Genomic DNA, 21,957 nt, shown 5'->3' with positions numbered 1-21,957 from the left:
TGTCTATACTTCGGAGGATATGAAAATGTCTTATGATAAAGTAAGGACTAGTCAAACAATCATAGGTACAAAGCAAGCAGTAAAAGCAATGCGAGCCGGTTCAGTGAAAGAACTCCTTGTGGCACTTGACGCAGACAATTGGGTAACCGATTTGGCCATATCTTTCGCGAGAGAAATCGGTATACCAGTTATTCTTGTTGAGTCCAAAAAGGAACTGGGCAAGGCCTGTGGAATCCACGTTGGAGCTGCGGTAGTTGCAATTACTGGAGAGTAGTTTTTGTGTATTAAACACAAAGACTTTGTTTTTACCCAAAAAATGAACCACCTGGATGTGTGGTATTAACAAGGAATAAATGAAGGGAGGAAAAATCGATGCCTACAATTAACCAATTAGTACGTAAGCCTCGTCAATCTAAAAGCACGAAATCAAAATCACCAGCGTTAAACAAAGGATATAACTCATTTAAAAAATCTTTAACTGATGTTAAATCTCCTCAAAAACGTGGTGTTTGTACTCGTGTTGGTACAATGACACCTCGTAAACCAAACTCAGCGTTACGTAAATACGCTCGTGTACGTTTAACTAACCAAATTGAGGTTACAGCTTATATCCCAGGTGAAGGCCACAACTTACAAGAGCACAGTGTTGTTCTTATCCGTGGCGGACGCGTAAAAGACTTAGCGGGTGTTCGTTACCATATCGTACGTGGAGCTCTTGATACAGCTGGTGTAAACGGTCGTTTACAATCACGTTCTAAATACGGAACAAAACGCCCTAAAGAAAAAAAATAATTTAACGTTCAATAACGTTATTTAAAACTGAGCCTTATACTAATTGTCACAAATATCGAATCTTGCTAGCAGATTTGATATTTGATTGACGAATATAAAAAGGCTAACTTATAAAATAATCGATATTTATTCGAAAGGAGGAAAACACATGCCTCGTAAAGGTCCTGTTTCCAAACGTGACGTGTTACCAGATCCAATTTATAGTTCAAAACTAGTAACTCGTTTAATCAATAAAATGATGGTTGATGGTAAAAGAGGTACTTCTCAAAAGATTTTATACGGTGCGTTCGAAATTGTTAAAGAACGTTCTGGTGAAAATCCAATTGAAGTATTCGAAGCTGCTCTAAATAACGTAATGCCAGTTCTTGAAGTACGCGCTCGCCGTGTTGGTGGTTCTAACTACCAAGTACCGGTTGAAGTTCGTCCAGAACGTCGTACAACTTTAGGTCTTCGTTACCTAGTTAACTATGCTCGTCTTCGTGGTGAAAAAACTATGGAAGAGCGTTTAGCTAACGAAATTCTTGATGCTTCTAACAACACTGGTGCATCAGTTAAGAAACGTGAAGATATGCACAAAATGGCAGAAGCGAACAAAGCATTCGCTCACTACCGCTGGTAATATAACCTATGTGTTAACGGATTGGTTAGCACAAGGTCTCTTATACAGTCTTTATCGTCTTTACCCCAATATGGAAGGAGAAATTTCCTATGAAACGCGAATTCTCACTTGAGAATACTCGTAATATTGGGATCATGGCTCACATTGATGCTGGTAAAACAACAACAACTGAGCGTATCCTTTATTACACTGGTAAGATTCACAAAATCGGTGAAACTCATGAAGGCGCTTCTCAAATGGACTGGATGGAGCAAGAGCAAGAACGTGGTATTACAATCACTTCTGCAGCAACAACAGCCCAATGGGCAGGCCATCGTGTAAACATCATCGATACGCCTGGACACGTAGACTTCACTGTAGAAGTAGAACGTTCATTACGCGTACTTGACGGTGCTGTTACAGTACTAGATGCTCAATCTGGTGTTGAGCCTCAAACTGAAACTGTATGGCGTCAAGCTACAACTTATGGTGTTCCACGTATTGTATTCATTAACAAAATGGATAAAACAGGAGCAGACTTCTTATATTCTGTAGGAACTCTACATGATCGTTTACAAGCAAACGCTCACCCTATTCAATTACCAATCGGAGCTGAAGATCAGTTCTCTGCAATCATTGACTTGGTTGAAATGAAAGCTACTTTCTATGGTGACGAAAAAGGTACAGCAGTAACTGAGGGAGAAATTCCTGAAGAATACCGCGCACAAGCTGAAGAATACCGTGAAAAATTAATCGATGCTGTTGCAAGTGTTGATGAAGATATCATGGAAAAATATTTAGAAGGCGAAGAAATTTCTGTTGCGGAACTTAAAGCGGCAATCCGTCGTGCTACAATCGCAGTAGAATTCTACCCAGTAATCTGTGGTACAGCGTTCAAACACAAAGGTGTACGCCCAATGTTAAATGCTGTTATCGATTACTTACCATCTCCAGTAGATGTACCAGCAATCAAAGGTACTTCTGTTGATGGTGACGAAGAGTTAGAACGTAAATCTTCTGATGAAGAGCCATTCTCAGCTCTTGCATTCAAAGTTATGACTGACCCATTCGTAGGTAAATTAACGTTCTTCCGTGTGTACTCTGGAACATTAGATTCAGGTTCATACGTACAAAACTCTTCTAAAGGTAAACGTGAGCGTGTAGGTCGTATCCTACAAATGCACGCTAACTCTCGTGAAGAGATTTCTAAAGTATTCGCTGGGGACATCGCAGCAGCAGTAGGTCTTAAAGATACTACTACTGGTGATACTCTTTGTGACGAGAAAAACCTAGTTATTCTTGAATCAATGGAATTCCCTGAGCCAGTAATTTCTCTTTCTGTAGAACCAAAATCAAAAGCTGACCAAGATAAAATGGGTCAAGCTTTACAAAAACTTCAAGAAGAGGATCCAACTTTCCGTGCTCACACTGACACAGAAACTGGACAAACAATCATCTCAGGTATGGGTGAACTTCACCTTGATATCTTAGTTGACCGTATGCGCCGTGAATTTAAAGTAGAAGCTAACGTAGGTGCTCCAATGGTATCTTACCGTGAAACATTCCGTGGCTCTGCAAAAGTTCAAGGTAAATTCACTCGCCAATCTGGTGGTCGTGGACAATATGGTGACGTAACGATTGAGTTCTCTCCAAATGAAGAAGGTAAAGGCTTTGAATTCGAAAACGCTATCGTTGGTGGTGTAATTCCTCGTGAATACATTCCTGCAGTTGAAGCTGGTCTTCGTGACTCTCTTGACCGCGGTGTAGTAGCTGGTTACCCTCTAATCGATATTAAAGCGAAATTAGTATTCGGTTCTTACCATGACGTTGACTCGAATGAGATGGCGTTCAAAATTGCTGCATCTATGGCTCTTAAAGAAGCATCTAAACAATGTGATGCTGTTATCTTAGAACCAATGATGAAAGTAGAAGTTGTAATTCCAGAAGAATACCTTGGTGATATCATGGGTAACATTACTTCTCGTCGCGGACGCGTTGAGGGTATGGATGCTCGCGGTAACTCACAAGTTGTTCGTGCTATGGTTCCTTTAGCAGAAATGTTTGGTTATGCAACGACTCTTCGTTCTGCAACGCAAGGTCGTGGTGTATTCTCAATGACATTCGATCATTATGAAGAAGTACCAAAATCAATTGCTGCTGAAATCATCAAAAAAAATAAAGGTGAATAATTGAATTTTCATCTTGCATAAAGTATAACTAATTTGTAAGCTATGATTGCAGGATAGGGGATGGGCCCGTTCTCTATCAGCATTCATTCTATAAATTTCAAAAATAAAACATATAATTTTGAGGAGGCAATCTCTAATGGCTAAAGAAAAATTTGACCGTTCTAAAACGCATGCTAACATTGGTACAATCGGACACGTTGACCATGGTAAAACTACTTTAACTGCTGCAATCGCTACAGTTCTTTCTAAAAAAATGGGTGGTACAGCTAAATCATACGCTGACATCGATAACGCTCCTGAAGAAAAAGAGCGTGGTATCACAATCAATACTTCTCACGTAGAATACGAAACAGAAACTCGTCACTATGCACACGTTGACTGCCCAGGACACGCTGACTATGTTAAAAACATGATCACTGGTGCTGCACAAATGGACGGCGGTATCTTAGTAGTATCTGCTGCTGATGGCCCAATGCCACAAACTCGTGAACACATCCTTTTATCTCGTCAAGTAGGTGTTCCATACTTAGTAGTATTCATGAACAAATGTGATATGGTTGATGACGAAGAATTATTAGAATTAGTAGAAATGGAAATCCGTGACCTACTATCTGAATATGACTTCCCAGGTGATGATATTCCTGTAATCAAAGGTTCTGCTCTTAAAGCTCTTGAAGGCGAAGCAGAATGGGAAGAAAAAATCGTTGAATTAATGGACGCTGTAGATTCTTACATCCCAACTCCAGAACGTCAAACTGACAAACCATTCATGATGCCAGTAGAGGACGTATTCTCTATTACTGGTCGTGGTACAGTTGCAACTGGCCGTGTTGAACGTGGTCAAGTTAAAGTTGGTGACGTAATTGAAATCATCGGTATCGCTGAAGAAGCTAAATCTACTACTGTAACAGGTGTAGAAATGTTCCGTAAATTATTAGACTATGCTGAAGCTGGTGACAACATCGGTGCTTTACTTCGTGGTGTTGCTCGTGAAGAAATCCAACGTGGTCAAGTATTAGCTAAACCAGGTTCAATTACTCCACACACTAACTTCAAAGCTGAAGTTTATGTTTTATCAAAAGAAGAGGGTGGCCGTCATACTCCATTCTTCTCTAACTACCGTCCTCAGTTCTACTTCCGTACAACTGACGTAACAGGTATCTGTAACTTACCAGAAGGCGTTGAAATGGTAATGCCTGGTGATAACATCGAAATGACAGTTGAACTTATCGCTCCAATCGCTCTTGAAGAAGGTACTAAATTCTCTATCCGTGAGGGTGGCCGTACTGTAGGCGCTGGCGTAGTTGCTTCTATCCAAAAATAATTTTAGCTTTCGCTAATAGTCAAACCAATCTGTAGGGACGCTTACAGATTGGTTTTTTATGTTAAAATAAAACTAATTAAGGTTTTAATTAGTGTATGAATACATAACAGCCAGCATGTCATCTAGGTTAAATAATTAAGCAGAAAGGGATTGAATATGGAGATGAAAATTTTACTGATAGAAGATGATCCGTCGATATTTAGTATGATAGAAGAACGTTTTGCACAATGGTCATTACAAGTTGTTGGACCTAAAAATTTTCAAAAGGTGATGGATGATTTTATAGAAGTGAAGCCACATCTTGTGCTAATTGATATTCAGTTGCCTGCCTATGATGGCTTTCATTGGTGTCGAGAAATTCGTCATCTCTCCAATGTGCCAATCCTTTTTCTATCCTCGCGAGATCATCCAATGGATATGGTGATGGCCATGCAAATGGGGGCAGATGATTTTATACAAAAACCCTTTCATATGGAAGTATTACTCGCTAAAGCACAGGCTATTTTACGAAGAACATATGACTATGTTGAAGCAAAGATGGATGTTACACGCTTTAACGAAGCCGTTATTGATTATGCAAGGAGTGAAATTATGTGTGATGCAGCTATAGCTTCCTTAACAAAAAATGAACTCTTTATATTGCGCATTTTAGTGGAACAGGCTAATCATATCGTCTCAAGAGATGAATTAATGCGAAAACTGTGGGATGATGAACGTTTTGTAAACGATAATACTTTATCGGTGAATGTTAACCGTTTACGTGCAAAGCTAGAGGATATTGGCCTACATGAAGTGATTCTAACCAAAAAGGGACTTGGCTATATAGCAGTAACCCAAGGGACGTGAACTAATTTGTTACTATTATTTATAAAAGAGCGCTTTGCATGGATCGGTTTTTTTGCATTTATAATGGTACTATTAAACATGCTATTTTCTTTAGATGTTGGTTTAAATAGTGTGTCTATTTGGTATGTAAATGTTAGTTTGCTTGTTAGTTTCGCACTCTTTTTCGTATGGCGCTTTTTCGCTGAAGTTGGGAAATTAAATGATTTCCTGGGAAATATGGATAGTCATCTTGATGAAGCCCATAAAAGTAGCTTATCATTATCACCTTTTCAAGAAGTGGGCTTTCGAAAAATGGAGGATGTCTTTCATGAAAAGAATATGGAATTGAATCAGGCCAAAGTGCAGCTCCAAGAGTATTCAGATGAGTTGCTGGCATGGGTTCATGAAGTAAAAGGACCTTTAACAACTATTAATCTAATGTTAGACCATGTGGAGGATTTATCCACACGTCGAAAATTAGAAAATGAATGGTTAAGACTACATCTGTTAGTCGATCAACAGCTGCACCAAACTAGACTTACCTCTATAGAAAAGGACAATTATTTAACTGAAATTGAGTTGAAACCAATTGTTTATAAAGAGATTCGAGCTATGCAAGCCTGGTGTATAGAAAAGGGAATTGGTTTTGAAGTAGATGAACTGACTGAAAAGGTGATGACAGATGGTAAATGGCTAGCATTTATTGTACGTCAAATTCTCTCGAACGCCATAAAATATAGTTCAGCCAATTCAGAGGTAACGATTTTTACTGAACTTGACCCAGCAGGTGCTACTTTATTACATATTAAAGATATGGGTGTTGGCATACCTTCGGAGGATTTACCTAGAATTTTTCAAAAGTCATATACAGGTAACGTAGGGAGAGAATCTACTCAGTCTACTGGTATGGGTCTTTACTTAGCATATAATGTGGCGCAAAAAATAGGTATCCGTATAAATGTTCAATCGAATGTAGGTGAGGGTTCATTATTTACGCTACGGTTCCCATTACAAAATGAATATGTCAAACTAACAGGTAGATGACGAAAATGTCACCTACCTTTTTATATTGTCATGTAAAACGCACGAATGAATAGGTGCAACAGGGTACACTTGGAATATAGAGAGGGGCGTTTATCAGTGACAGTGTTAATTGGTCGTAAAATAAAAAAAGTTTATGGAAAGAAATCAACGGCTCAGGAAGTGTTAAAGGGTATTGATTTGGAAGTAAATAAAGGTGAATTTGTAGGTATTATGGGACCTTCTGGATCAGGAAAAACAACACTTTTAAATGTCTTATGTTCAATCGACTTTGCAACAGAAGGAGTCATTGAAATAAACGGTCATAATTTACGGGGAATGAAGGAAAAGGCTTTGGCCAACTTCCGTAGAGAGCAATTAGGTTTCATATTTCAAGATTATAATTTATTAGATACATTAACCGTAAAGGAAAATATTCTTCTCCCCTTAGCAATCAGTAAATTGCCTAAAGCAGTTGCTGAAAGCCGTGTAAAGGAGTTAACATCCTTACTAGGCATAACAGAAATTTTAAATAAATATCCCAATGAAATATCCGGAGGGCAAAAACAGCGTACTTCCGCTGCGCGTGCACTTATTACAAATCCATCATTGGTATTTGCAGATGAGCCTACTGGTGCATTAGATTCCAAATCAGCAACAGCCTTGCTTCAAAATCTACAAAATATTAATGAGACAAAAGAAGCGACAATCATGATGGTTACGCATGATGCAGTAGCTGCAAGTTTCTGTACACGTGTTTTATTTTTAAAGGATGGTCTTATTTATAGTGAGCTTTATAAAGGGGATAAATCAAGACAGGCTTTTTTCCAGGAAATCATGCATACGCAAAGTGTGCTAGGCGGTGATGGTTATGAGTCTTAGTAAGCTAGTGTTAAGAAGCATGAAGAAAAATATGAAGCACTACTATTTATATTTCTTTGCGCTTATTTTTAGCGTTACTTTATATTTTTCCTTTGTAACATTACAAAATAATTCTGCAGTATGGGATGCTGTTCAAATGAGTGGAACGGCGACAGCTGGATTTAAAGCAGCAACTTATATTTTATATTTTATCGTCTTGTTCTTCGTCTTGTACGCCAATCATTTATTTATGAAGCGTCGTAGTAAGGAAATAGGCTTGTACCAATTGATTGGCATGACCAAGGGATTGATTGTACGCCTATTAGCAATCGAAAATATTCTACTATTTGTAGGAGCTGTAATTTTAGGTATGCTGGCCGGTTTCTTTAGTTCACGTGTGTTTGCAATGATTTTATTGCGTGTACTTGAGAAAGAAGCTCTTGTAACCATGACATTTAGTACGCAGGCATTACAGCAATCCATGATTGTATTTACTATACTTTTGTTGATTGTCCTTATACAAATGGCCTGGATGATCCATCGCGTTTCTTTACTATCACTATTTACAGCAGCTAAACAAGCAGATGAACGTGTAAGACGTTTTAGTGCATTACAAATGGCCATAGGCTTTATGGGGCTAGTTTTAATTGTTTATGGCTACTATGCTTCAACAAAGCTGTTTGATATTGAATCAGCCGGTAACCTATTTATTAATATGATTATTATTCTAGCTACTACAATTGGTGGAACATTTCTGGTCTTTCGATTCTCTGTAGCGTTTATTATGAACACAATTCGCTTAAAGAAAAAAGGCCATCTTTCCATTCAGGATGTATTGGCATTAACGCCTATTATGCATCGTATGAAGAGCAATGCTAAGTCATTAACGCTTATAACCGTATTAACAGGTGTATCTCTAGGTGTGACGACATTATCCTATATCTCCTACTATTCCTCAGAAGCATCAGCGTATAGCCAAGTACCAGGTGATTTTATCTTGCTAGAAGAGCAGGGGATGTCTTTCTTACATGCGTTAGAGGAAAATAACATAGTCTACGATAAGATAGATTATCGTTTGCAGGGAGTAACAGCTTCCGTAGGACAATTAATGTCTAAAAAGCAGCAGGATAATCCTTTATATGATATGGAAGGAACAATTTATACGATTCCACTTTCTGATTACAAGAAGAGTGTTCCTGAAGCCTCGCTATCAGGAAATGAAGTGATTTTAACAAACTATGGCGGGTATATGGCTGAGATGTTCCCATTAGAGAAAGATCGTGATGTAGTAGTTTCTGCAGGGGAGCTTGAAGAAACTTTTCATGTTGTAGATGTACACGATAAAAGTATTATTAGTGGTATTGTTACAGCTGGAGGTGGCGGGCCCATCTTTGTTATAACAGATGACCTGTTTAAAAGTCTAACTACGCAATCAGAGCATTACCCTTGGCATCAACAATCATCTATTACTATTAATTCAAAAGAAGACTTAGTAATGGCAGAAAAATTATATGTACAGACAAATGCCGGGGTGATTATAACTAAAGATCATGAAGGTAAAACACAGCAATATACTCAATCTTCATATGAAGAGAAGCGTAAAGATAATATTGAATCATTAGGTCTCACTATTTTTACAACTGCCTTTTTAGGATTAGCCTTCTTAATGACAACTGGTAGCATTCTGTACTTCAAACAAATGTCTGAGGCAGAGGAAGAGCGTGGTTCCTATACAATCCTCAGAAAAATTGGCTTTGCAGAAAAAGATATTATGAGAGGCATATATATGAAACAAGCCTTTAATTTTGGAGTCCCTTTAATAATTGGACTATTGCATAGTTATTTTGCTGTTAAATCAGGATGGTTTTTATTTGGTACAGAGTTAACGGCACCCTTGTGGATTGCAATGTGCTGTTATATAGCGTTGTATACGATTTTTGCCATTCTGTCGGTAGGCTATTATAAAAAAGTCGTTCGAGAATCATTGTAACAATTAAATAAGTAAAACTTAGAAACAGTGTGATGCTAAATAGATCATACTGTTTTTTTTATTGCTTCGAACGATGAAAAACCTTGACTTTCAATTATTAGAATAATAATCTTTAACATGTTAGTAATTTAGTGTATGAAAGTGAGTGTAACAATGAATGCAGTAATAGTGGCGGTAGCCGTTATGTTAATATTAAGCCTACTTCGCATCAATGTCGTTCTTTCTTTAGTGCTAGGAGCGTTTGTAGGCGGCCTTACAAGCGGAATGAGCATTGAGGCAACAGTAGAATCATTTACAGAAGGGTTAGGGGCAGGTGCAACGATAGCATTAAGCTATGGCTTACTTGGCGCCTTTGCCATCGCCATTGCCAAAACAGGGATACCTGAATTGATGATTACAGGGATGCTAAAGATTTTAAATAGTGAAAGCAATCGCAAAGGTTTAGTAAAGGTCTTAATTTTTTTCCTTATTTTCTTGATGTCCATTTTATCTCAAAATGTCATACCTATTCATATCGCCTTTATTCCACTATTGATTCCTCCTGTTTTAAAAATTTTAAATATGCTAGAGGTCGATCGACGTCTAGTGGCAACCTTAATTGCAGTGGGCTTAATCGGTACTTATAGCTTTGTACCAGCTGGCTTTGGAGCGATCTTTCAAGATATCGTTGCTACACAGGTGTCTGAGGCTGGGATGGTAGTATCCTCACGTGATGTTCCAGTGGCAATGGCGATTCCAGTGCTAGGTATGTTGGTTGGATTATTTACAGCCTTTATTGTATATCGTAAGCCAAGGCATTATAAAAATAATGAAATAGAGGCTGATTCTCTTCATGTTAATGTCAGCAAATTTGTGATGTTTTCCACAGCCTTTGCATTAGTCGTATCATTATGTGCTCAAGTGTTAACAGATTCTATGATTGTTGGTTCCTTTGCAGGTATTATGGTTATGTATTTTACAGGGGCGCTGAAATGGAAAGAGGCAGATGACATTCTATCTGAAGGAATGAAGATGATGGCCTTTATAGGATTTGTTATGATTGCCGCAAATGGCTTTGCTGCGGTCATTAATGCTACTGGACATGTGGATAGCTTAATTACAAGCTCTATAACTATTTTAAAAGGAAATAGAAGTTTAGCGGTATTTATTATGTTAGTCATAGGATTAGTTGTGACAATGGGGATTGGTTCTTCCTTTGCAACAGTGCCAATTATCGCGACACTATTTGTTCCTCTTGCACAAGGGTTAGGAATGAGCCCATTAGCGATCCTCTGTTTAATAGGTACAGCAGGAGCTTTAGGCGACGCAGGCTCTCCAGCATCAGATTCTACATTAGGTCCAACAGCAGGATTAAATGTAGATGGACAACATCATCATATTTGGGACACCTGTGTTCCTACTTTTATATTCATTAACATTCCACTAATTCTATTTGGTTGGATTGCATGTGTGTTCTTTCTATAGAAGTAAGAAGGGGTACTAAAGGGGTACTACTATTTAAAAAGACTTCATAGTTATTTGAAATGTTCGACATTGTTGCTTGATAACCTTAGGTGTTGCAATATGGAGTGAAATTTTATATACTAATAAACGGCTTAACAAAGCGAAGTAATAGTAGTACTAAGAATATCTGCAACATTTAAAAGAATTTAGCGAAAAGACTTGCTTATTCTTTTTTTATTGTATATAATGTTGAATGTTGGTCTTTGACTGCGATGAAGCGAGAGGTTGCCGACACACCCGGCCGCTTTGCCATGGCGGTGTGTGGGAAAATTTTCGTGGAGAATGTCTAGAAAATAGGCGAGAAGGAGGGAAAATAATGGCAAAACAAAAGATTCGTATTCGTTTAAAAGCGTATGATCACCGTATTTTAGATCAATCTGCTGAGAAAATTGTGGAAACTGCAAAACGTTCAGGTGCAAGTGTATCAGGTCCGATTCCACTTCCAACTGAGAAGTCTGTGTACACAATTCTTCGTGCTGTTCACAAGTACAAAGATTCTCGTGAACAATTCGAAATGCGTACGCATAAACGTCTGATCGATATCGTTAACCCAACACCACAAACTGTTGATGCGTTAATGAAACTTGATTTACCATCTGGCGTTGATATCGAAATCAAACTTTAATGGTAAAAACAATATAACTTTTTAAAACTTACAGGAGGTGTGACAAATGGCTAAAGGAATCTTAGGTAGAAAAATTGGTATGACACAAGTTTTCGCTGAAAACGGCGATTTAATCCCGGTAACAGTTATCGAAGCTACTCCAAACGTAGTACTTCAAAAGAAAACTGTTGAAACAGACGGCTACGAAGCAATTCAAGTTGGTTTCGAAGATAAGCGCGTTAAGCTTTCTAACAAACCACAACAAGGTCACGTAGCAAAAGCGAACACTGCTCCTAAGCGCTTCATTCGTGAATTCCGCAACGTGAACGTGGAAGAGTACGAAGTTGGTCAAGAAGTCAAAGTAGAAATTTTCGCAGAAGGCGATGTAATCGATGTAACAGGTGTTACTAAGGGTAAAGGTTTCCAAGGTGTAATTAAACGCCACGGACAATCTCGTGGTCCTATGGCCCACGGTTCTCGTTACCACCGTCGTCCTGGTTCAATGGGTCCAGTTGCTCCGAACCGCGTATTTAAACAAAAGAAATTACCTGGTCAAATGGGTGGCAATGTAGTTACAATCCAAAACTTAGAAGTCGTGAAAGTTGATACAGATCGTAACTTACTACTTGTTAAAGGTAATGTTCCTGGTTCTAAAAAAGCTCTAGTTACAGTAAAAACTGCAATTAAAGCTAAGTAATCACTTAAGGAAAGGAGGAAACAGGAATGACAAAAGTATCTGTACTTAGTCAAACAGGTGCTTCAGTTGGTGAAATCGAATTAAACGATGCGATCTTCGGAATCGAGCCAAATGAAGCAGTATTATTCGACGCAGTAGTAGCTCAACGCGCTTCTCTACGTCAAGGTAATCACAAGGTTAAAAACCGTTCTGAAGTTGCTGGTGGTGGTCGTAAGCCATGGCGTCAAAAAGGAACTGGTCGTGCTCGACAAGGTTCTATCCGTTCTCCACAATGGCGCGGCGGTGGTATCGTATTCGGTCCTACTCCACGTAGCTATTCTTATAAATTACCTAAAAAAGTTCGTCGCTTAGCTCTTAAATCTGCTTTATCAGCTAAAGTAGTAGAACAAAACTTCTTAGTTCTTGATGCTCTAACTCTAGCAGCACCAAAAACAAAAGAATTCACAAAAATCCTTAAAGATCTTTCTTTAGAGAAAAAATCTTTATTCGTAACTGCTGACCTAGATGAAAACGTAGCATTATCTGCTCGTAACATCCCTGGTGTAACAGTTTTAACTGCAAATGGAATCAACGTTCTTGATCTTTTAGGTCACGAAAAAGTTGTATTCACTAAATCTGCAGTAGAAAAAGTTGAGGAGGTGCTTGGATAATGGAAGCACGTGATATTTTAAAACGTCCGGTCATTACTGAGCGTTCTTCAGAACTTATGGCAGAGAAAAAGTATACTTTCGAAGTAGACACTCGCGCTAATAAAACTCAAGTAAAAGACGCTGTAGAAGAAATCTTTGGTGTAAATGTTGAGAAAGTAAACGTTCTTAACTACAAAGGTAAATTCAAACGCGTTGGCCGTTACGGTGGTTACACTAACAAACGTCGTAAAGCGATTGTTAAATTAACTGCTGATAGCAAAGAAATCGAATTATTCGAAATGTAATCCATAGTGGATTTATGATTTGAACACTCAAGAAGGAGGGAAAACACAATGGCGATTAAAAAGTATAAACCTACCTCTAATGGTCGTCGTAACATGACGTCATTAGACTTTGCGGAAATTACAACTAACAAGCCTGAGAAATCATTGCTTGAACCAACTAAACGCAAAGCTGGTCGTAACAACCAAGGTAAAATCACTGTTCGTCATCATGGTGGTGGTCATAAGAAGCAATACCGTGTTATCGATTTCAAACGTGTTAAAGATAGCATTCCGGCAAAAGTTGCTACTATTGAATATGATCCAAACCGTTCTGCGAATATCGCATTAATCAATTACGCTGATGGAGCAAAAGCTTATATCTTAGCACCTAAAGGTCTAGAGGTTGGTCAAACAATCGTTTCTGGTCCGGATGCTGATATTAAAGTAGGTAACGCTTTACCATTAGCAAACATTCCAATGGGTACTACAATCCATAACATCGAGTTAAAACCTGGTAAAGGTGGACAATTAGTACGTTCTGCTGGTACTTCTGCTCAAGTACTTGGTCGTGAAGGAAAGTACGTAATCGTTCGTCTTCAATCTGGTGAAGTACGTTTAGTGTTAGCTACTTGCCGCGCTACAATCGGTCAAGTTGGTAATGAACAACACGAACTTGTACACATCGGTAAAGCAGGTCGTAGCCGTTGGTTAGGTAAACGCCCAGAAGTTCGTGGTTCTGTAATGAACCCTAACGATCACCCACACGGTGGTGGTGAAGGACGTTCTCCAATCGGACGTAAATCACCAATGACTCCTTGGGGTAAACCAGCACTTGGTTACAAAACTCGCAAGAAGAAAAACAAATCGGATAAATTTATCATCCGTGGTCGTAAAAAATAAAGTGGTTAAACTACGGTTCTATGTGAGAGCCGTGGTGGAATCACAGAGGGAGGTTCCTACATGGGTCGCAGCTTGAAAAAAGGACCTTTTGTCGATGACCACTTAATAAAAAAAGTGGAAGTACAAGAGGCTTCTGAGAAAAAACAAGTTATCAAAACTTGGTCACGCCGTTCTACAATCTTTCCGAACTTTATCGGTTTAACGATTGCTGTATATGATGGACGTAAACATGTTCCTGTATACGTAACAGAAGATATGGTAGGCCATAAACTTGGTGAGTTCGCACCGACACGTACTTACAAAGGTCACGGTGCAGACGACAAGAAAACAAGACGCTAATTTTGAGAGGAGGTAAATCCTAATGACACAAGCTAAAGCTATCGCTCGTACAGTACGCATTGCTCCTCGCAAAGTACGTCTAGTTGTAGACTTAATCCGAGGCAAGCAAGTTGGTGAGGCAGTTGCAATTTTACGTCATACTCCAAAAGCGGCGTCTCCAGTCGTTGAGAAAGTATTAAAATCTGCAGTTGCTAATGCTGAGCACAACTACGATCTTGACATCAACTCTTTAGTAGTTTCTGAAGTGTTCGTTGATGAAGGTCCAACTTTAAAACGTTTCCGTCCACGTGCGCAAGGACGTGCAAGCGCAATTAACAAACGCACAAGCCACATCACTCTAGTGGTATCTGAGAAGAAGGAGGGTTAATCCGTGGGTCAAAAAGTACATCCAATAGGACTACGCGTTGGTATTATTCGTGACTGGGAGTCAAAATGGTACGCTGAAAAAGACTATGCAACTCTACTTCACGAAGACATCAAAGTGCGTAAATATATTGAAACGGCTCTTAAAGACGCTTCTGTTTCTAAAGTGGAAATCGAACGTGCTGCAAACCGTGTAAACATTACAATTCACACTGCGAAACCAGGTATGGTAATCGGTAAAGGTGGTACTGAAGTTGAAAATCTTCGTAAATACCTTAGCGAGTTAACTGGTAAACGTGTACACATCAACATCATTGAAATTAAACGTGCAGATCTTGACGCTCGTCTAGTAGCTGAAAACATCGCTCGTCAATTAGAAAACCGTGTATCATTCCGTCGTGCGCAAAAGCAAGCGATCCAACGCACAATCCGTGCTGGTGCAAAAGGAATTAAAACACAAGTATCTGGTCGTTTAGGTGGCGCTGATATCGCGCGTGCTGAACACTATAGTGAAGGAACTGTTCCACTTCATACTCTACGTGCTGACATTGATTATGCACACGCAGAAGCTGACACTACTTACGGTAAATTAGGCGTTAAAGTATGGATCTACCGTGGTGAAGTTCTTCCTACGAAGAAATCTGTGGAAGGAGGCAAATAATATGTTATTGCCTAAACGCGTAAAATACCGTCGTGAACACCGCGGAAACATGCGTGGCGAAGCGAAAGGCGGCAAGGAAGTATCTTTCGGCGAATGGGGCTTACAAGCTCAAACAGCTAGCTGGATTACTAACCGTCAAATCGAATCTGCACGTATCGCGATGACTCGTTACATGAAACGTGGCGGTAAAGTTTGGATTAAAATCTTCCCACATAAACCTTACACTAAAAAACCTCTAGAAGTCCGCATGGGTTCTGGTAAAGGTTCTCCTGAAGGTTGGGTAGCAGTAGTAAAACCAGGAAAAATTATGTTCGAAATTGCTGGTGTATCTGAAGAGATCGCACGCGAAGCACTTCGTTTAGCATCACATAAGCTTCCTGTTAAATGTAAGATCGTAAAACGTCAAGAAACTGGTGGTGAATCTAATGAAAGCTAATGAAATCCGTGACCTTGCCACTTCTGAAATTGAATTAAAAGTGAAATCACTGAAAGAAGAGCTTTTCAACCTTCGCTTCCAATTGGCGACTGGTCAATTAGAAAACACAGCTCGTATTCGTGAAGTGCGTAAAGCAATCGCGCGTATGAAAACTGTTATTCGTGAAAGAGAAATCAGTGCAAATAACTGATAAAGGAGGTTTTCAAGTATGACTGAGCGTAACCAACGCAAAGTTTACACGGGCCGCGTTGTTTCAGATAAAATGGACAAAACTGTTACTGTTTTAGTTGAAACTCACAAAAAGCACAAGCTTTACGGTAAACGTGTAAAATACTCTAAAAAGTTTAAAGCTCATGATGAGCAAAACCAAGCGAAAATCGGTGATATCGTACGTATCATGGAGACTCGCCCGCTATCAGCTACTAAACGTTTCCGTCTAGTTGAAGTTGTAGAAAAAGCGGTTATTATTTAATAACTATTTCGGAACAACCATTTCCGAAGGGAGGTAACCTAAGTGATCCAACAAGAAAGTCGTATGAAAGTTGCTGACAACTCAGGTGCACGTGAAGTTCTTACAATTAAAGTGCTTGGTGGCTCTGGCCGTAAAACTGCTAACATCGGTGATATCGTTGTTTGTACAGTTAAGAAAGCAACACCAGGTGGCGTTGTCAAGAAGGGTGACGTTGTTAAAGCTGTTATCGTTCGTACTAAATCAGGCGTTCGTCGTAAAGACGGTACGTACATCAAATTTGATGAAAATGCTTGTGTAATTATTCGTGATGATAAATCACCACGCGGAACTCGTATTTTCGGACCTGTTGCACGTGAATTACGTGACAGCAACTTCATGAAAATCGTTTCTCTAGCTCCAGAAGTTCTTTAATTTCATGATAGTGCCAATCAAGGAGGTGCGACAGCATGCATGTAAAAAAAGGTGACAAGGTTAAGGTTATCACTGGTAAGGACAAAGGCAAAGAAGGAGTAATCCTAGCTGCTTTCCCTAAACAAGATCGCGTTCTTGTTGAAGGTGTTAATATCGTGAAAAAACACGTTAAACCTAACCAATTGAATCCACAAGGTGGGATTGTAAGCCAAGAGGCTGCAATTCACGTTTCGAACGTAATGCTAATCGATCCTAAATCTGGCGAGCCGACTCGTGTAGGTTATAAAATCGAAAACGGTAAAAAAGTTCGTGTTGCAAAAAAATCAGGTGCAGTAATCGACTAATTAGTAAATAAAAGAAGGGAGGTACACACATGAGCCGCCTAAAAGAAAAGTATTTAAACGAAGTTTCTCCTGCTCTTATGAGCAAATTTGGATATAAATCAGTTATGCAATTGCCGAAAGTTGACAAAATCGTTATCAACATGGGTGTTGGTGATGCTGTTCAAAACTCTAAAGCATTAGATGCAGCTGTAGAAGAATTAACAATTATCACTGGTCAAAAACCAGTAGTAACTAAAGCGAAAAAATCGATCGCTGGTTTCCGTTTACGTGAAGGTATGCCTATCGGTGCTAAAGTTACATTACGCGGTGAGCGTATGTATGAATTCTTGGACAAATTAATCTCAATTTCACTTCCTCGTGTACGTGACTTCCGTGGTGTTTCTAAAAAAGCATTCGATGGTCGCGGTAACTACACTCTAGGTGTTAAAGAGCAATTAATTTTCCCAGAAATCGATTACGATAAAGTTTCAAAAGTACGCGGTATGGACATCGTGATCGTAACGACAGCGAACTCTGACGAAGAAGCTCGCGAGTTATTGACACAATTCGGTATGCCGTTCCAAAAGTAATCAAACAAGGAGGGCGAAAACGTGGCTAAAAAATCTATGATCGTTAAACAACAACGTAAGCAAAAGTTTAAAGTGCAAGAATATACACGTTGTGAACGCTGTGGCCGTCCACACTCTGTATATCGCAAATTCAAACTTTGCCGTATTTGTTTCCGAGAACTTGCATATAAGGGACAAATTCCTGGCGTGAAAAAAGCCAGCTGGTAATCCCCTAATTTGGGAAGGAGGTAAATGTAATGACAATGACTGATCCGATTGCAGATATGCTTACTCGCATTCGTAATGCGAACATGGTTCGTCACGAGAAGTTAGAAGTACCAGCTTCCAACGTGAAAAAAGAAATCGCTGAAATTTTAAAGCGTGAAGGTTTCGTACGTGACGTAGAATACGTGGAAGACAACAAGCAAGGTATTATCCGTATCTTCTTAAAATATGGTAAAGATAACGAGCGTGTTATCACTGGCTTAAAACGTATTTCTAAACCTGGTCTACGCGTATACGCAAAAACAAATGAAGTTCCTAAAGTACTGAACGGTCTTGGTATCGCTTTAGTGTCAACTTCACAAGGTTTATTAACAGATAAAGAAGCTCGCGCTAAACAAGTTGGCGGCGAAGTTCTAGCATACGTTTGGTAATTAGCAATAAATGAATGGAGGTGCAACTAAATGTCTCGTGTAGGTAAAAAAATTATCGAGGTACCAGCTAACGTAACTGTTACTGTTGCAGCTGACAACACTGTTACTGTTAAAGGTCCTAAAGGCGAACTTGTTCGTTCTTTCCACCAAGATATGAAAATTGAGCAAGAAGGTAACGTAATCTCAGTATCACGTCCTTCTGAATCAAAAGAACACCGCACAAACCACGGTACTACTCGTGCGCTTCTAGCGAACATGGTTACTGGAGTTTCTGCAGGTTTCGAAAAAGCTTTAGAACTTATCGGTGTTGGTTACCGTGCGCAATTACAAGGCAAAAAACTTGTACTTAACGTAGGTTACTCTCACCCAGTAGAGTTCACACCTGAAGATGGTCTTGAAATTGAAGTTCCTTCTAACACTAAAATCATCATTAAAGGTATTAGCAAAGAGCGCGTTGGTGCTCTAGCATCTAACATCCGTGACGTTCGTCCACCAGAGCCATATAAAGGTAAAGGTATCCGTTACGAAGGCGAATACGTTCGTCGTAAAGAAGGTAAAACAGGTAAATAATGCTGCTTAAGCATTAGAAAGGAGTGACCCTTGTGATTACGAAACAGGATAAAAATCAAGTTCGTAAAAAACGTCATGCGCGAGTACGTTCTAAAATTTCGGGTACTGCTGAGCGTCCACGCTTAAACGTATTCCGTTCTAACAAGAACATCTACGCTCAACTTATCGATGACGTAGCAGGCGTAACAATTGTTAGCGCATCTTCTCAAGAAAAAGGTTTTGAAGGTGCTGGTAGCAATGTTGAAACTGCATCAAAAATCGGTGAAACAATCGCGAAACGCGCTGCGGAAAAAAATATTACTGCTGTAGTTTTTGACCGTGGTGGTTACTTATATCATGGACGCGTGAAAGCTTTAGCTGAAGCTGCACGTGAGAATGGTTTAGAATTTTAATAAGAAGGAGGGACACATTTCATGAGTCGAATTGACGCAAACAAACTTGGAGAACTTGAAGAACGCGTAGTTACTATTAACCGTGTTGCTAAAGTTGTTAAAGGTGGACGTCGCTTCCGCTTCACAGCACTTGTTGTTGTTGGCGATAGAAACGGTCATGTAGGTTTCGGTACTGGTAAAGCTCAAGAGGTTCCAGATGCTATCCGTAAAGCTGTTGAAGATGCGAAGAAAAACTTAGTAGAAGTGCCACGTGTTGGTGGAACAACTCCACACCTAGTGCTTGGTCGCTTCGGTGCAGGAGAAATCCTAATTAAACCTGCTGCTCCTGGTACAGGGGTTATCGCTGGTGGTCCAGTACGTGCAGTATTAGAACTTGCTGGTATTACTGATATTCTTTCAAAATCTCTTGGATCTAACACACCAATCAACATGGTGCGTGCAACTGTTCAAGGTTTAACTGAATTAAAACGCGTAGAGGACGTAGCAAAATTACGTGGTAAATCAGTGGAAGAAATATTAGGATAAGGGGGGAAAGATAATATGGCTAACAAATTAGAAATCACCCTTACTAAATCTGTGATTGGTACTAAACCTGCTCAACGCAAAACTGTTGAAGCTCTAGGTTTACGTAAATTACACCAAACTGTAGAGAAAGCTGATAACGCAGCTACTCGCGGTATGCTTGATAAAGTAGCTCACTTAGTTACTATAAAAGAAATTTAATTTCTAATTAATGAACAAGGAGGTGCCACCCACTATGAAACTGCATGAGTTAAAACCAGCAGAAGGTTCTCGTAAGCAACGCAACCGCGTTGGTCGTGGTATCGGTTCTGGTAACGGTAAAACAGCAGGTAAAGGTCATAAAGGTCAAAACGCTCGTTCTGGTGGCGGTGTACGCCCAGGCTTTGAAGGCGGTCAAAACCCATTATTCCGTCGTTTACCAAAACGTGGCTTTACGAACATTAACCGTAAAGAATACGCGATCGTTAACCTTGATGCTTTAAACCGTTTCGAAGACGGTGCAGAGGTAACAACTGCATTATTACTTGAAACTGGTCTTGTGAGTAATGAAAAAGCTGGAATTAAAGTTCTTGGCAACGGAACTCTTAACAAAAAGCTTACTGTAAAAGCTCATAAATTCTCAGCTTCAGCTAAAGAAGCAATCGAGAATGCCGGCGGAACTACTGAGGTGATTTAATGTTTCAGACAATCTCTAACTTTATGCGTGTTCGAGATATAAGAAATAAAATCATTTTCACACTTTTAATGTTAATCGTTTTCCGTATTGGAACATTCATTCCAGTGCCTAACGTTGACGCAAATGTATTAAAGGCAACTGATGAGTTTAACCTCGTTGGTTTCCTGAATACTTTTGGCGGTGGTGCTTTAAAGAACTTCTCTATCTTCGCGATGGGAATTATGCCTTACATCACAGCCTCAATTATTGTTCAGTTATTGCAAATGGACGTAGTACCGAAGTTTGCTGAATGGGCAAAGCAAGGTGAAGTCGGAAGACGTAAACTTGCACAATTCACTCGCTACTTTACTATTATTCTTGCTTTCATCCAATCATTCGCAATGTCATTCGGTTTTAATAGAATGTATGGCGGATCATTGATTAAAGAAGAAGGGATTCTAACATATGTTACAATCGCCATTGTATTGACAGCGGGGACAGCTTTCCTTGTATGGCTTGCAGAGCAAATTACTGCACATGGTGTTGGTAATGGTATATCTGTTGTAATCTTCGCAGGTATCGTCGCAGCATTGCCTACAGGAATGAACCAAATCTTTGCACAGCAAATCGAGGGTGCTGGTGATAAATTATTTATCAATATTGTAGTCCTTGCATTGCTTGTATTGGTTTTACTCGCAGTTGTAGTTGGAGTTATATACGTGCAACAAGCACTTCGTAAAATTCCAATTCAATATGCAAAACGAGTTACTGGACGTAATCAACAAACTGGTGGTCAACAAACACATTTACCTTTAAAAGTAAATGCTGCAGGGGTTATTCCGGTAATCTTTTCAGTAGCGTTTATTGTTACACCACGTACGTTAGCTACGTTCTTTGGTCAAAATGACGTAACAACTTTCATTGAAAACACGTTTGATTATACGAAACCTGTTGGAATGATTATTTACGTTGCATTGATCGTCGCGTTCACATATTTCTATGCATTCGTACAAGTGAATCCTGAAAATGTGGCAGACAACTTGAAAAAACAAGGTGCTTATATTCCGGGTATTCGTCCTGGTGAAAACACTCAAGCGTATTTAACAAGCGTGTTATATCGTCTAACATTTGTTGGTGCGATATTCTTAACTGTTATTGCTGTAATGCCGATTTTATTCATTAACTTTATGAATTTACCTGCCTCAGTGCAAATCGGTGGTACTAGTATTATTATCGTAGTCGGCGTAGCGCTGGAAACGATGAAACAGCTAGAATCTCAACTTGTTAAACGTCACTACAAAGGCTTTATGAAATAATGTTGGTTTTTAGGGAACGTTCCATCGTTTCCTTAAATCAGCAAACCTTTGGTGGG

The 21,957-nt window shown here is 39.3% G+C and carries 32 protein-coding genes; all 32 read left to right on the top strand.

The annotated features are described in order from the left end of the window. Nucleotides 1–25 precede the first annotated feature (25 nt). The 32 genes from MKX57_RS23245 (at nucleotide 26) to secY (ending at nucleotide 21,901) form a co-directional block, all read left to right on the top strand. Nucleotides 26–274 carry a ribosomal L7Ae/L30e/S12e/Gadd45 family protein gene (locus MKX57_RS23245; RefSeq protein ID WP_025116449.1) on the top strand — a complete coding sequence of 83 codons (249 nt, stop codon included), beginning with the start codon at nucleotides 26–28 and terminating at the stop codon, nucleotides 272–274. Nucleotides 275–372: 98 nt separating this feature from the next. Further along, nucleotides 373–792, top strand: a complete 420-nt coding sequence (rpsL, locus tag MKX57_RS23240; protein WP_008181595.1) for a 30S ribosomal protein S12 — start codon at nucleotides 373–375, stop codon at nucleotides 790–792. A gap of 148 nt (nucleotides 793–940) precedes the next feature. Further along, nucleotides 941–1,411, top strand: a complete 471-nt coding sequence (rpsG, locus tag MKX57_RS23235; protein WP_025116448.1) for a 30S ribosomal protein S7 — start codon at nucleotides 941–943, stop codon at nucleotides 1,409–1,411. An 89-nt stretch (nucleotides 1,412–1,500) separates the two neighbouring features. Further along, the gene (gene fusA, locus MKX57_RS23230; RefSeq protein ID WP_025116447.1) at nucleotides 1,501–3,579 is read left to right on the top strand and encodes an elongation factor G; all 2,079 of its coding nucleotides are present in this window, start codon (nucleotides 1,501–1,503) and stop codon (nucleotides 3,577–3,579) included. Nucleotides 3,580–3,715: 136 nt separating this feature from the next. Then, complete coding sequence (tuf, locus tag MKX57_RS23225; RefSeq protein WP_008181778.1) at nucleotides 3,716–4,903, top strand: elongation factor Tu; 1,188 nt, start codon at nucleotides 3,716–3,718, stop codon at nucleotides 4,901–4,903. A 156-nt stretch (nucleotides 4,904–5,059) separates the two neighbouring features. Next, nucleotides 5,060–5,749, top strand: a complete 690-nt coding sequence (locus MKX57_RS23220; RefSeq protein ID WP_342550649.1) for a response regulator transcription factor — start codon at nucleotides 5,060–5,062, stop codon at nucleotides 5,747–5,749. Between the two features lie 6 nt (nucleotides 5,750–5,755). Next, the gene (locus MKX57_RS23215; RefSeq protein ID WP_342550648.1) at nucleotides 5,756–6,772 is read left to right on the top strand and encodes a sensor histidine kinase; all 1,017 of its coding nucleotides are present in this window, start codon (nucleotides 5,756–5,758) and stop codon (nucleotides 6,770–6,772) included. Between the two features lie 96 nt (nucleotides 6,773–6,868). Further along, the gene (locus tag MKX57_RS23210) at nucleotides 6,869–7,630 is read left to right on the top strand and encodes an ABC transporter ATP-binding protein (RefSeq protein WP_090002640.1); all 762 of its coding nucleotides are present in this window, start codon (nucleotides 6,869–6,871) and stop codon (nucleotides 7,628–7,630) included. Further along, a complete protein-coding gene (locus MKX57_RS23205; protein ID WP_239355205.1) occupies nucleotides 7,620–9,599 on the top strand; it encodes an ABC transporter permease in 1,980 nt (659 codons plus the stop codon). Before MKX57_RS23210 ends, MKX57_RS23205 begins: the two co-directional genes overlap by 11 nt. Before the next feature lie 153 nt (nucleotides 9,600–9,752). Next, nucleotides 9,753–11,063 (top strand): Na+/H+ antiporter NhaC family protein, encoded by a 1,311-nt coding sequence (locus MKX57_RS23200; RefSeq protein WP_036147910.1) that lies wholly within the window; start codon nucleotides 9,753–9,755, stop codon nucleotides 11,061–11,063. 355 nt (nucleotides 11,064–11,418) lie between these two features. Beyond that, nucleotides 11,419–11,727 carry a 30S ribosomal protein S10 gene (rpsJ, locus tag MKX57_RS23195; RefSeq protein ID WP_004233624.1) on the top strand — a complete coding sequence of 103 codons (309 nt, stop codon included), beginning with the start codon at nucleotides 11,419–11,421 and terminating at the stop codon, nucleotides 11,725–11,727. A gap of 46 nt (nucleotides 11,728–11,773) precedes the next feature. Beyond that, the gene (rplC, locus tag MKX57_RS23190; RefSeq protein ID WP_025116441.1) at nucleotides 11,774–12,403 is read left to right on the top strand and encodes a 50S ribosomal protein L3; all 630 of its coding nucleotides are present in this window, start codon (nucleotides 11,774–11,776) and stop codon (nucleotides 12,401–12,403) included. A 26-nt stretch (nucleotides 12,404–12,429) separates the two neighbouring features. After that, nucleotides 12,430–13,053, top strand: coding sequence for a 50S ribosomal protein L4 (rplD, locus tag MKX57_RS23185; protein ID WP_012296062.1), 624 nt, complete (start codon nucleotides 12,430–12,432; stop codon nucleotides 13,051–13,053). After that, nucleotides 13,053–13,337 (top strand): 50S ribosomal protein L23, encoded by a 285-nt coding sequence (gene rplW / locus MKX57_RS23180; RefSeq protein ID WP_008181914.1) that lies wholly within the window; start codon nucleotides 13,053–13,055, stop codon nucleotides 13,335–13,337. Before rplD ends, rplW begins: the two co-directional genes overlap by 1 nt. Before the next feature lie 48 nt (nucleotides 13,338–13,385). Continuing rightward, on the top strand, nucleotides 13,386–14,216 hold the full coding sequence (gene rplB, locus MKX57_RS23175) for a 50S ribosomal protein L2 (RefSeq protein WP_008181913.1): 831 nt from the start codon (nucleotides 13,386–13,388) through the stop codon (nucleotides 14,214–14,216). A 60-nt stretch (nucleotides 14,217–14,276) separates the two neighbouring features. Then, complete coding sequence (gene rpsS / locus MKX57_RS23170; RefSeq protein WP_089986390.1) at nucleotides 14,277–14,555, top strand: 30S ribosomal protein S19; 279 nt, start codon at nucleotides 14,277–14,279, stop codon at nucleotides 14,553–14,555. 22 nt (nucleotides 14,556–14,577) lie between these two features. Beyond that, nucleotides 14,578–14,922 (top strand): 50S ribosomal protein L22, encoded by a 345-nt coding sequence (gene rplV, locus MKX57_RS23165; protein ID WP_004233639.1) that lies wholly within the window; start codon nucleotides 14,578–14,580, stop codon nucleotides 14,920–14,922. 3 nt (nucleotides 14,923–14,925) lie between these two features. Beyond that, nucleotides 14,926–15,579: a 30S ribosomal protein S3 gene (rpsC, locus tag MKX57_RS23160; protein WP_025116438.1), complete on the top strand. Its 654-nt coding sequence runs from the start codon at nucleotides 14,926–14,928 to the stop codon at nucleotides 15,577–15,579. Nucleotide 15,580: 1 nt separating this feature from the next. Next, nucleotides 15,581–16,015: a 50S ribosomal protein L16 gene (rplP, locus tag MKX57_RS23155; protein WP_025116437.1), complete on the top strand. Its 435-nt coding sequence runs from the start codon at nucleotides 15,581–15,583 to the stop codon at nucleotides 16,013–16,015. Further along, nucleotides 16,005–16,205, top strand: a complete 201-nt coding sequence (gene rpmC, locus MKX57_RS23150) for a 50S ribosomal protein L29 (protein WP_004233646.1) — start codon at nucleotides 16,005–16,007, stop codon at nucleotides 16,203–16,205. Before rplP ends, rpmC begins: the two co-directional genes overlap by 11 nt. An 18-nt stretch (nucleotides 16,206–16,223) precedes the next feature. Continuing rightward, nucleotides 16,224–16,487, top strand: a complete 264-nt coding sequence (gene rpsQ / locus MKX57_RS23145; protein WP_008181723.1) for a 30S ribosomal protein S17 — start codon at nucleotides 16,224–16,226, stop codon at nucleotides 16,485–16,487. A 42-nt stretch (nucleotides 16,488–16,529) separates the two neighbouring features. Further along, entirely contained in the window at nucleotides 16,530–16,898 is a 369-nt protein-coding gene (gene rplN, locus MKX57_RS23140) for a 50S ribosomal protein L14 (RefSeq protein ID WP_004233650.1), read from the top strand. A 35-nt stretch (nucleotides 16,899–16,933) separates the two neighbouring features. After that, nucleotides 16,934–17,242, top strand: a complete 309-nt coding sequence (rplX, locus tag MKX57_RS23135; RefSeq protein WP_004233652.1) for a 50S ribosomal protein L24 — start codon at nucleotides 16,934–16,936, stop codon at nucleotides 17,240–17,242. A gap of 29 nt (nucleotides 17,243–17,271) precedes the next feature. Next, complete coding sequence (gene rplE, locus MKX57_RS23130) at nucleotides 17,272–17,811, top strand: 50S ribosomal protein L5 (RefSeq protein WP_008181719.1); 540 nt, start codon at nucleotides 17,272–17,274, stop codon at nucleotides 17,809–17,811. A 21-nt stretch (nucleotides 17,812–17,832) separates the two neighbouring features. Next, nucleotides 17,833–18,018 carry a type Z 30S ribosomal protein S14 gene (locus MKX57_RS23125; RefSeq protein WP_004233656.1) on the top strand — a complete coding sequence of 62 codons (186 nt, stop codon included), beginning with the start codon at nucleotides 17,833–17,835 and terminating at the stop codon, nucleotides 18,016–18,018. Nucleotides 18,019–18,047: 29 nt separating this feature from the next. Continuing rightward, entirely contained in the window at nucleotides 18,048–18,446 is a 399-nt protein-coding gene (gene rpsH, locus MKX57_RS23120; protein ID WP_008181717.1) for a 30S ribosomal protein S8, read from the top strand. A 30-nt stretch (nucleotides 18,447–18,476) separates the two neighbouring features. Further along, the gene (gene rplF / locus MKX57_RS23115) at nucleotides 18,477–19,016 is read left to right on the top strand and encodes a 50S ribosomal protein L6 (RefSeq protein ID WP_008181715.1); all 540 of its coding nucleotides are present in this window, start codon (nucleotides 18,477–18,479) and stop codon (nucleotides 19,014–19,016) included. 32 nt (nucleotides 19,017–19,048) lie between these two features. Continuing rightward, nucleotides 19,049–19,408 (top strand): 50S ribosomal protein L18, encoded by a 360-nt coding sequence (rplR, locus tag MKX57_RS23110; RefSeq protein ID WP_008181713.1) that lies wholly within the window; start codon nucleotides 19,049–19,051, stop codon nucleotides 19,406–19,408. 21 nt (nucleotides 19,409–19,429) lie between these two features. Next, the gene (gene rpsE / locus MKX57_RS23105) at nucleotides 19,430–19,933 is read left to right on the top strand and encodes a 30S ribosomal protein S5 (protein ID WP_008181711.1); all 504 of its coding nucleotides are present in this window, start codon (nucleotides 19,430–19,432) and stop codon (nucleotides 19,931–19,933) included. Nucleotides 19,934–19,948: 15 nt separating this feature from the next. Then, a complete protein-coding gene (rpmD, locus tag MKX57_RS23100; protein WP_090002639.1) occupies nucleotides 19,949–20,131 on the top strand; it encodes a 50S ribosomal protein L30 in 183 nt (60 codons plus the stop codon). A 34-nt stretch (nucleotides 20,132–20,165) separates the two neighbouring features. Further along, nucleotides 20,166–20,606: a 50S ribosomal protein L15 gene (rplO, locus tag MKX57_RS23095; RefSeq protein WP_008181708.1), complete on the top strand. Its 441-nt coding sequence runs from the start codon at nucleotides 20,166–20,168 to the stop codon at nucleotides 20,604–20,606. Next, the gene (gene secY, locus MKX57_RS23090; RefSeq protein ID WP_008181706.1) at nucleotides 20,606–21,901 is read left to right on the top strand and encodes a preprotein translocase subunit SecY; all 1,296 of its coding nucleotides are present in this window, start codon (nucleotides 20,606–20,608) and stop codon (nucleotides 21,899–21,901) included. Before rplO ends, secY begins: the two co-directional genes overlap by 1 nt. The last annotated feature ends 56 nt before the right edge of the window (nucleotides 21,902–21,957 follow it).

The sequence above is a fragment of the Lysinibacillus sp. FSL M8-0216 genome (genome assembly GCF_038595555.1).
Lineage (GTDB): Bacteria > Bacillota > Bacilli > Bacillales_A > Planococcaceae > Lysinibacillus > Lysinibacillus fusiformis.
The sequence above is the reverse complement of the archived record's forward strand: the minus strand, read 5'-3'. Positions and strand labels throughout refer to the sequence as shown.

Coding starts and splice junctions, on each gene's coding strand:
- rplX (WP_004233652.1), top strand. CDS start 16,934: ATGCATGTAAAAAAAGGTGACAAGGTTAAGGTTATCACTGGTAAGGAC.
- rplP (WP_025116437.1), top strand. CDS start 15,581: ATGTTATTGCCTAAACGCGTAAAATACCGTCGTGAACACCGCGGAAAC.
- MKX57_RS23200 (WP_036147910.1), top strand. CDS start 9,753: ATGAATGCAGTAATAGTGGCGGTAGCCGTTATGTTAATATTAAGCCTA.
- rpsG (WP_025116448.1), top strand. CDS start 941: ATGCCTCGTAAAGGTCCTGTTTCCAAACGTGACGTGTTACCAGATCCA.
- rpsL (WP_008181595.1), top strand. CDS start 373: ATGCCTACAATTAACCAATTAGTACGTAAGCCTCGTCAATCTAAAAGC.
- fusA (WP_025116447.1), top strand. CDS start 1,501: ATGAAACGCGAATTCTCACTTGAGAATACTCGTAATATTGGGATCATG.
- rpsJ (WP_004233624.1), top strand. CDS start 11,419: ATGGCAAAACAAAAGATTCGTATTCGTTTAAAAGCGTATGATCACCGT.
- rpsS (WP_089986390.1), top strand. CDS start 14,277: ATGGGTCGCAGCTTGAAAAAAGGACCTTTTGTCGATGACCACTTAATA.
- secY (WP_008181706.1), top strand. CDS start 20,606: ATGTTTCAGACAATCTCTAACTTTATGCGTGTTCGAGATATAAGAAAT.
- MKX57_RS23220 (WP_342550649.1), top strand. CDS start 5,060: ATGGAGATGAAAATTTTACTGATAGAAGATGATCCGTCGATATTTAGT.
- rplC (WP_025116441.1), top strand. CDS start 11,774: ATGGCTAAAGGAATCTTAGGTAGAAAAATTGGTATGACACAAGTTTTC.
- MKX57_RS23205 (WP_239355205.1), top strand. CDS start 7,620: ATGAGTCTTAGTAAGCTAGTGTTAAGAAGCATGAAGAAAAATATGAAG.
- rplF (WP_008181715.1), top strand. CDS start 18,477: ATGTCTCGTGTAGGTAAAAAAATTATCGAGGTACCAGCTAACGTAACT.
- tuf (WP_008181778.1), top strand. CDS start 3,716: ATGGCTAAAGAAAAATTTGACCGTTCTAAAACGCATGCTAACATTGGT.
- rplW (WP_008181914.1), top strand. CDS start 13,053: ATGGAAGCACGTGATATTTTAAAACGTCCGGTCATTACTGAGCGTTCT.
- rpsQ (WP_008181723.1), top strand. CDS start 16,224: ATGACTGAGCGTAACCAACGCAAAGTTTACACGGGCCGCGTTGTTTCA.
- rplO (WP_008181708.1), top strand. CDS start 20,166: ATGAAACTGCATGAGTTAAAACCAGCAGAAGGTTCTCGTAAGCAACGC.
- rpmC (WP_004233646.1), top strand. CDS start 16,005: ATGAAAGCTAATGAAATCCGTGACCTTGCCACTTCTGAAATTGAATTA.
- MKX57_RS23245 (WP_025116449.1), top strand. CDS start 26: ATGTCTTATGATAAAGTAAGGACTAGTCAAACAATCATAGGTACAAAG.
- rplD (WP_012296062.1), top strand. CDS start 12,430: ATGACAAAAGTATCTGTACTTAGTCAAACAGGTGCTTCAGTTGGTGAA.
- rpsH (WP_008181717.1), top strand. CDS start 18,048: ATGACAATGACTGATCCGATTGCAGATATGCTTACTCGCATTCGTAAT.
- rplB (WP_008181913.1), top strand. CDS start 13,386: ATGGCGATTAAAAAGTATAAACCTACCTCTAATGGTCGTCGTAACATG.
- rpmD (WP_090002639.1), top strand. CDS start 19,949: ATGGCTAACAAATTAGAAATCACCCTTACTAAATCTGTGATTGGTACT.
- rplE (WP_008181719.1), top strand. CDS start 17,272: ATGAGCCGCCTAAAAGAAAAGTATTTAAACGAAGTTTCTCCTGCTCTT.
- rpsE (WP_008181711.1), top strand. CDS start 19,430: ATGAGTCGAATTGACGCAAACAAACTTGGAGAACTTGAAGAACGCGTA.
- rplV (WP_004233639.1), top strand. CDS start 14,578: ATGACACAAGCTAAAGCTATCGCTCGTACAGTACGCATTGCTCCTCGC.